This window comes from Nitratireductor lacus, from assembly GCF_056431025.1.
This window is the reverse complement of sequence record NZ_JBWKMB010000006.1, coordinates 191,048-197,253: the sequence shown is the minus strand read 5'-3', so window position 1 is coordinate 197,253 and position 6,206 is coordinate 191,048. Positions and strand designations below refer to the sequence as shown.

Sequence of the window (6,206 nt, the reverse complement as noted above, 5' to 3'; positions counted from 1 at the left end):
CCTGCACCAGCAATGCAAAGGCGGTGCGCACCATCACGCGTCATGTGTGGGCCGATCACCGGGAACGGGCCGACCGGCTAAGGCTGACGCCGAAGGGCAAGGCGATCTACCGCCGACGCAAGGAGACGGTGGAGCGCTCCTTTGCCGATGCCAAGCAGTTGCACGGGCACCGCTATGCTCGGTTCCGACGATTGTGGAAGGTGCGTGTGCAGTGCCTGCTCGCCGCCGCCGCCCAGAACATCAAGAAGATCGCACTGGCGCTCACCAAAGCTCCCAAAACAGCCGCCGCATGAGCGGTTGGGCCTGATGACGCCTGTTCCTGACAGGCAAAAACCAGAAACCGCACACACTTGAACAAAACCCCGCCGAAAATCGACGGGGTTTGTCAGTGGTCTGAGGGCGCTCCTTTCGGGAGCGCCCTTTTTCATGGATTGATATCGGGTCTGGTCAGGGAACCGCGGCCAGAAGCAGAAAGCAGAAGAACACCACCAGATGGACCGCGCCCTGCATGATCGTGGTACGCCCCGTCGCCAGGGTGAGCATGCCAACGAAGAGCGACAGGACCAGAAGCACGATGTGTTCCGGATCGAGCCCGAGCGTGATCGGCTCGCCAAGAAGCAGCGATGCAATGGCGATGGTCGGGATCGACAGACCGACACTGGCAAGAGCCGAACCCGTGGCCACATTCATGCTCGTCTGGAGACGGTTCGAGGCTGCAGCACGCAGGGCCGTCATGCCCTCCGGCAGCAGAACCACAGCCGCGATGATCAGCCCGACAAAGGCTTCTGCCAGCCCGAGAACGGACACACCCTCCTCTATGGCAGGCGCCAGCGCTTCCGCCAGAACGATGACCATGAGAAGCGACACGGCGAGCATCAGGCCGCTCCATGCCGTTTCTCCCCCGCCGGGTTTCACATGGACGGCCGCATCGGCTGCTGCAATGTCGAGAAAGTCGCCACGGTGACGCACCGTCTGCACAAACAGGAACAGCCCGTAGAGCAGAAGCGATACGACCGTCACGAAGACCAACTGCACGATCGAATAGTACGGCCCCTCAACGGCCAGCGTGAAGTTGGGCAGGATAAGTGTGAGCGTTGCCAGCGTGCCAAGCACACTGAATGCCGCCACAGCGCCATGGCTCTGAAAAGACTGCTCGCGATGGCGCAGACCTCCGGCCAGCAGGCAAAGCCCGACAACACCGTTCAGAACCAGCATGACCGTGGCAAACACCGTGTCGCGCGCCACGGTCGGATCTCCTTCCGATGGCGACAGCATCATGGAAATGATCAGCGAGGCCTCGATCACGGTGACGGCAATTGCCAGCAGAACCGAGCCGAAAGGCTGCCCGATGCGAACGGATATGACCTCGGCGAAATGCACCGATGAAAAGACGGTGGCGACCAGGAACAGCCCAGCCAGGACAGAAAAGACAATGCCGGTTTCTTCAAGAAACCCAAGATGCTCTGCCGCGATCAGCAGGGCCGCAGCAAAAGGGGGACCGGAGGTCCGCACCGTCTGCGCATTCGTAAAATGTCTAAACACATTCCCCCCAGAAGTCTTCAACGCATACGAGAGCCGTCTGGCTGACGGCGCGCGACATCGCCTGTGATAATCCAATGCCGGAAAGGAGCGCAATGAACAGTTTGCCGGCAGTCGCGGACGCGACCGCAGCGCGGGCCGCACGGGCTATTGCCAAATCCCTTCGCCCGCGCCATTAAACGGCAGCACTTTTGGGGTAGAGGCAGCAGGGCTCGTCGAGCCGCACCCGCCCGCCCGACGCGCGAAATGACAATGGAGCACGATCGCATGTCCAAGACCCGCACCGAGACAGATACATTCGGCCCGCTGGAGGTTGCCGCAGACCGTTACTGGGGCGCGCAAACACAACGGTCGCTGGGCAATTTCAAGATCGGTACGGAAAAAATGCCCATCCCCCTCGTGCGGGCACTTGGCATCGTCAAGCAGGCTGCCGCCGAGGCAAACCTCGAAAACGGCAAGCTCGACCGGAAGATCGGCGAGGCGATGATCGAGGCGGCCAGGGAAGTCGTCGCGGGCAAGCTTGACGATCACTTTCCGCTCTCCGTCTGGCAGACCGGTTCCGGCACGCAGTCGAACATGAACACCAATGAGGTGATCTCCAACCGCGCCATTGAAATCCTGGGCGGCGAGATGGGTTCCAAGAAGCCGGTCCACCCCAATGATCACGTCAATATGGGGCAATCCTCGAACGATACCTTCCCCACGGCGATGCATATTGCAGCCGGCCGCGAGGCGGCAGCCGAGCTTCTGCCTGCGCTGCAATATTTGACCGAAGCGCTCGAAGAGAAGGCCCAGGCATTCGACGGGATCGTCAAGATCGGCCGCACCCATACGCAGGATGCCACCCCACTCACGCTCGGTCAGGAGTTTTCCGGCTATGTGGCGGCTCTCCAGCTCGGTGCCAGGCGCATCGAAGAGAGCCTGAACGATGTCTATGCGCTGGCACAGGGCGGCACGGCCGTCGGCACGGGCCTCAACGCTCCGATCGGCTTCGACAAGGCGTTCGCGGCAAAAGTGGCCGCCATCACCGGCCTGCCCTTCCGCACCGCCGAGAACAAGTTCGAGGCGCTGGCGAGCCATGGAGCGCTGAACGCCTTCCACGGCATGCTGAACGCGCTCGCCGCCGATCTCTTCAAGATCGCCAACGACATCCGCTTCCTGGGCTCCGGCCCGCGCTCGGGCCTGGGTGAGCTGAAGCTGCCGGAGAACGAGCCGGGCTCTTCCATCATGCCGGGCAAGGTGAACCCGACCCAAGCCGAGGCGCTGACCATGGTCGCCACTCAGGTCATGGGTAACCAGACCACCGTCAGCATCGCCGCGAGCCAGGGCCATTTCGAACTCAACGTTTTCAAGCCGGTCGTTGCAAACGCCGTGCTGCAGTCGATCCGCATCCTCACCGATGCAATGCGCTCCTTCGCCGACAATTGCGTAAAAGGCATCGAAGCCGACGAAACGCGCATTGCCGACCTGATGCAGCGTTCGCTCATGCTGGTGACGGCGCTCGCGCCGGCGATCGGTTACGACAATGCGGCTGCCATTGCCAAGGCAGCGCACAAGAATGGCACCACGCTGCGTGAGGAAGCGCTCAAGAGCGGTCTCGTCTCCGAAGAAGATTACGAGCGGCTTGTGCGTCCCGAAAAGATGATTGCACCGTCCTGATCGCCGCCTTTCACAACTCACCGGCCTGAAGCGCGACCGTCTTCAGGCCGGGAATTCCCGCTCATTGTCGCTCGTTTTGATAACACAGCGTAACCAATGGGGCAGTTTTTCTGTACAATCCACTGGCGTATATGCCTGATCGAAGAATATCACTTCTCACAGGAAACCCAGCAATGTCCCAGAATGCACTCGTTCTCATCGGCCGGATTCTGATCGCGGTCATCTTCATCGTTTCCGGCTTCGGAAAGATCACCAATATTGGCGGCACCGCCGGCTATTTCGGCAGCATGGGCCTGCCCCTGCCGGTCGTGACGGCCTGGATCGTCGCCCTGCTCGAGCTCGTCGGCGGCCTTGCCATCGTCGTTGGCTTTCAGACACGCATTGCCGCACTGCTTCTTGCGCTGTTCAGCGTCGCCTCCGGCCTGATCGCCCATTTCGACTTTGCCGATCAGATGCAGAGCATCATGTTCATGAAGAATATCTCCATGGCTGGCGGCCTTCTCATACTCGCCGCCTTTGGGCCCGGCGCATTTTCGCTGGAACGGGCAAAAGCCTGACGCAGACGCGTGGTCCCTCCGAAAAGCCCGCTTTCGAGCGGGCTTTTTTCATTCTCTCTGCGCTTCACGGATCGGTGATATCCATGCGGCCGCGCCTCAAAAGGCGGTGAGACCGCGTATCTTTCGTTGCGCGGACGGGTCGCAACACGCATGTACGGGCCTGTTGCCGCACAACATGGAGCCTTTGGCGGCGGAGACCCGAAAGATGACGATGATGCAGACGACCGAAAATGGCAGCCACGAAAACACAAGGCGCTCGCCTCTGAAGCGCTTTCTTCCGCTGCTCATCGTGCTCGCGGGCCTGGCCGGTGGCTATGCGCTCGGACTGCATCAGTATCTGTCGCTCGAATTCCTTTCCGAAAGCCGCGGTGTTTTACGAGGCTTCGTCGCAGAAAATCCGTTTCTTGCTCCGCTTGGCTTTGCGGTTCTCTATGCCATGGCCGTCGCCTTTTCCTTTCCCGCCGCTTCCATATTGACGCTGTTTGCTGGCTTCCTCTTCGGCTGGCTTCTCGGCGGTGCGCTCGTGGCGGTCGCTGCCACCGTCGGTGCGTCCGCCGTCTTTGTGGCGGCACGCGGCGCGCTTTCAGGTGTTCTGGCACAAAAGATCGGCGGGCGCGTTTCGCGCATGGCGAAGGGCTTCGAGGAGGATGCCTTCAACTATCTTCTGGTGCTGAGGCTCGCTCCGATTTTCCCGTTCTGGGTCGTCAACATCGCGCCGGCACTGTTCAATGTACCGTTGCGTACCTATGCAACAGCCACCTTTCTCGGCATTCTGCCAGGCACCTTCGCCTACGCCTATCTCGGCCACGGGCTGGACAGCGTGCTTGTCGCCGCCGCCGAAGCCGGGCGCGAGGTGACGCTCGGCGATCTCATAACGCCGCAGCTCACTCTAGCCTTTGCTGCGCTGGCGCTGGTTGCCGCCATCCCGGTCGCGGTGAAGAAACTGCGCCGGTCGCCCGACACCTGATTGCCGAACAACCACGAGACTGCCTGAATGACCCTTCTTACTCCCGACATCTGCGTCATTGGCGCCGGCTCCGGCGGCCTGAGCGTCGCAGCCGCCGCTGCCGCCTTCGGTGTTCCCGTCGTGCTTGTCGAGCGCGGAAAGATGGGCGGCGACTGCCTCAATTATGGCTGCGTGCCTTCCAAGGCGTTGATCGCCGCCGGCAAACAGGCCCATCTGATGCAGGGCGGTGCCGCCTTTGGCATCGCCCCTGCGGAAGCGGAGGTCAATTTCCGCCAGGTGATGAAGCATGTGGAAGCGACCATCGCAGCCATTGCGCCCAACGATTCCGTCGAACGCTTTACCGCGCTCGGCGTGCAGGTCATCCAGGAGGAAGCGCGTTTCAAAGACGGGCGCACGGTGATCGCCGGCGATTATGAGATCCGCGCCCGCCGCTTCGTCATTGCAACCGGGTCATCGCCTCTTGTTCCGCCGATACAGGGCGTCGAAGATGTTCCTTACCTCACCAATGAGACGATTTTCTCTCAGACCCGCAGGCCGGCGCATCTGATCGTCGTCGGTGGCGGCCCCATCGGCATGGAGCTGGCGCAGGCGCACCGTCGCCTGGGCAGTGAAGTCACGGTGGTGGAAGCACTGGCCGCGCTCGGCAAGGACGACCCCGAACTGACCGCTTTCGCACTCCGAAACATCCGCTCCGAAGGCGTGAATGTGCTCGAACACACGAAAGTCACACAGGTGGAGAAGCGTGGCCGTTCGGGCGTGCGTGTTCATGTGGAAGATGCCGAGGGAACCCGCAGCATCGACGGCTCTCACCTTTTGATTGCCGCGGGCCGCACACCCAATATCGCGTCGCTGGAGCTCGACAGGGCCGGAATCCAGCACGACCGGCGCGGCATCAAGGTTTCCGACAAGCTGCGCACCAGCAATCGCCGCGTCTATGCGATCGGCGACGTAGCGGGCGGGCTGCAGTTCACCCATGTGGCGGGGTATCATGCCGGGCTGGTGATACGCGCCCTGCTCTTCCGCCTGCCCGCACGCGAAGACCGGAACATCATTCCCTGGGCAACCTATACGGATCCCGAAATCGCCCATGTGGGACTGAATGAGGACGAGGCCCGCAAAAGCCACCGCAAGATCAGCATTCTGCGCTGGCCCTATAGCGAAAACGACCGCGCGCAGGCCGAACGCAAAACCGAGGGGCTGATCAAGCTCGTCACCGACCGCAAGGGCCGCATTCTCGGCGCATCCATCGCTGGCGCCAATGCGGGCGAAATGATCAATTTCTGGGCGCTTGCCATCTCCCGAAAACTCGGCGTGCGCGACATCGCCGGCTATGTCTCCCCCTACCCGACCATGACCGAGATTGGCAAACGGGCCGCGATCACGTATTTCACGGAGACGACACGCAAGCCTCTGGTACGCGCGGTGGTGCGGTTTCTGAGCCGTTTCGGCTGATGCATGCTTCAGGACGCGTGAGCAGGAAAACA

At 61.5% G+C, this 6,206-nt stretch carries 6 protein-coding genes; 5 read left to right on the top strand and 1 reads right to left on the bottom strand.

The features are described 5' to 3' along the window. The coding region (locus tag AC07E3_RS07300) for a transposase (RefSeq protein WP_478360916.1) at window positions 1–293 on the top strand (293 nt) is incomplete at its 5' end. 154 nt (window positions 294–447) lie between these two features. Here the strand turns inward: AC07E3_RS07300 and AC07E3_RS07295 are convergent. Further along, window positions 448–1,542, bottom strand: a complete 1,095-nt coding sequence (locus AC07E3_RS07295; protein WP_478360914.1) for a calcium:cation antiporter — start codon at window positions 1,540–1,542, stop codon at window positions 448–450. A gap of 264 nt (window positions 1,543–1,806) precedes the next feature. Between AC07E3_RS07295 and fumC the strand changes: the two genes are divergently transcribed. The 4 genes from fumC (at window position 1,807) to AC07E3_RS07275 (ending at window position 6,174) form a co-directional block, all read left to right on the top strand. Continuing rightward, window positions 1,807–3,198: a class II fumarate hydratase gene (gene fumC, locus AC07E3_RS07290; protein WP_065816339.1), complete on the top strand. Its 1,392-nt coding sequence runs from the start codon at window positions 1,807–1,809 to the stop codon at window positions 3,196–3,198. A 173-nt stretch (window positions 3,199–3,371) separates the two neighbouring features. Continuing rightward, window positions 3,372–3,755 (top strand): DoxX family protein, encoded by a 384-nt coding sequence (locus tag AC07E3_RS07285; RefSeq protein WP_336066728.1) that lies wholly within the window; start codon window positions 3,372–3,374, stop codon window positions 3,753–3,755. A gap of 205 nt (window positions 3,756–3,960) precedes the next feature. Further along, window positions 3,961–4,722 carry a TVP38/TMEM64 family protein gene (locus AC07E3_RS07280; RefSeq protein ID WP_336066731.1) on the top strand — a complete coding sequence of 254 codons (762 nt, stop codon included), beginning with the start codon at window positions 3,961–3,963 and terminating at the stop codon, window positions 4,720–4,722. 27 nt (window positions 4,723–4,749) lie between these two features. Beyond that, window positions 4,750–6,174 carry a dihydrolipoyl dehydrogenase family protein gene (locus tag AC07E3_RS07275; protein ID WP_336066734.1) on the top strand — a complete coding sequence of 475 codons (1,425 nt, stop codon included), beginning with the start codon at window positions 4,750–4,752 and terminating at the stop codon, window positions 6,172–6,174. The last annotated feature ends 32 nt before the right edge of the window (window positions 6,175–6,206 follow it).

Bases quoted from the DNA above. Each gene is read 5' to 3' on its own strand.
- fumC (WP_065816339.1), top strand. From the start codon at position 1,807: ATGTCCAAGACCCGCACCGAGACAGATACATTCGGCCCGCTGGAGGTT.
- AC07E3_RS07285 (WP_336066728.1), top strand. From the start codon at position 3,372: ATGTCCCAGAATGCACTCGTTCTCATCGGCCGGATTCTGATCGCGGTC.
- AC07E3_RS07280 (WP_336066731.1), top strand. From the start codon at position 3,961: ATGACGATGATGCAGACGACCGAAAATGGCAGCCACGAAAACACAAGG.
- AC07E3_RS07275 (WP_336066734.1), top strand. From the start codon at position 4,750: ATGACCCTTCTTACTCCCGACATCTGCGTCATTGGCGCCGGCTCCGGC.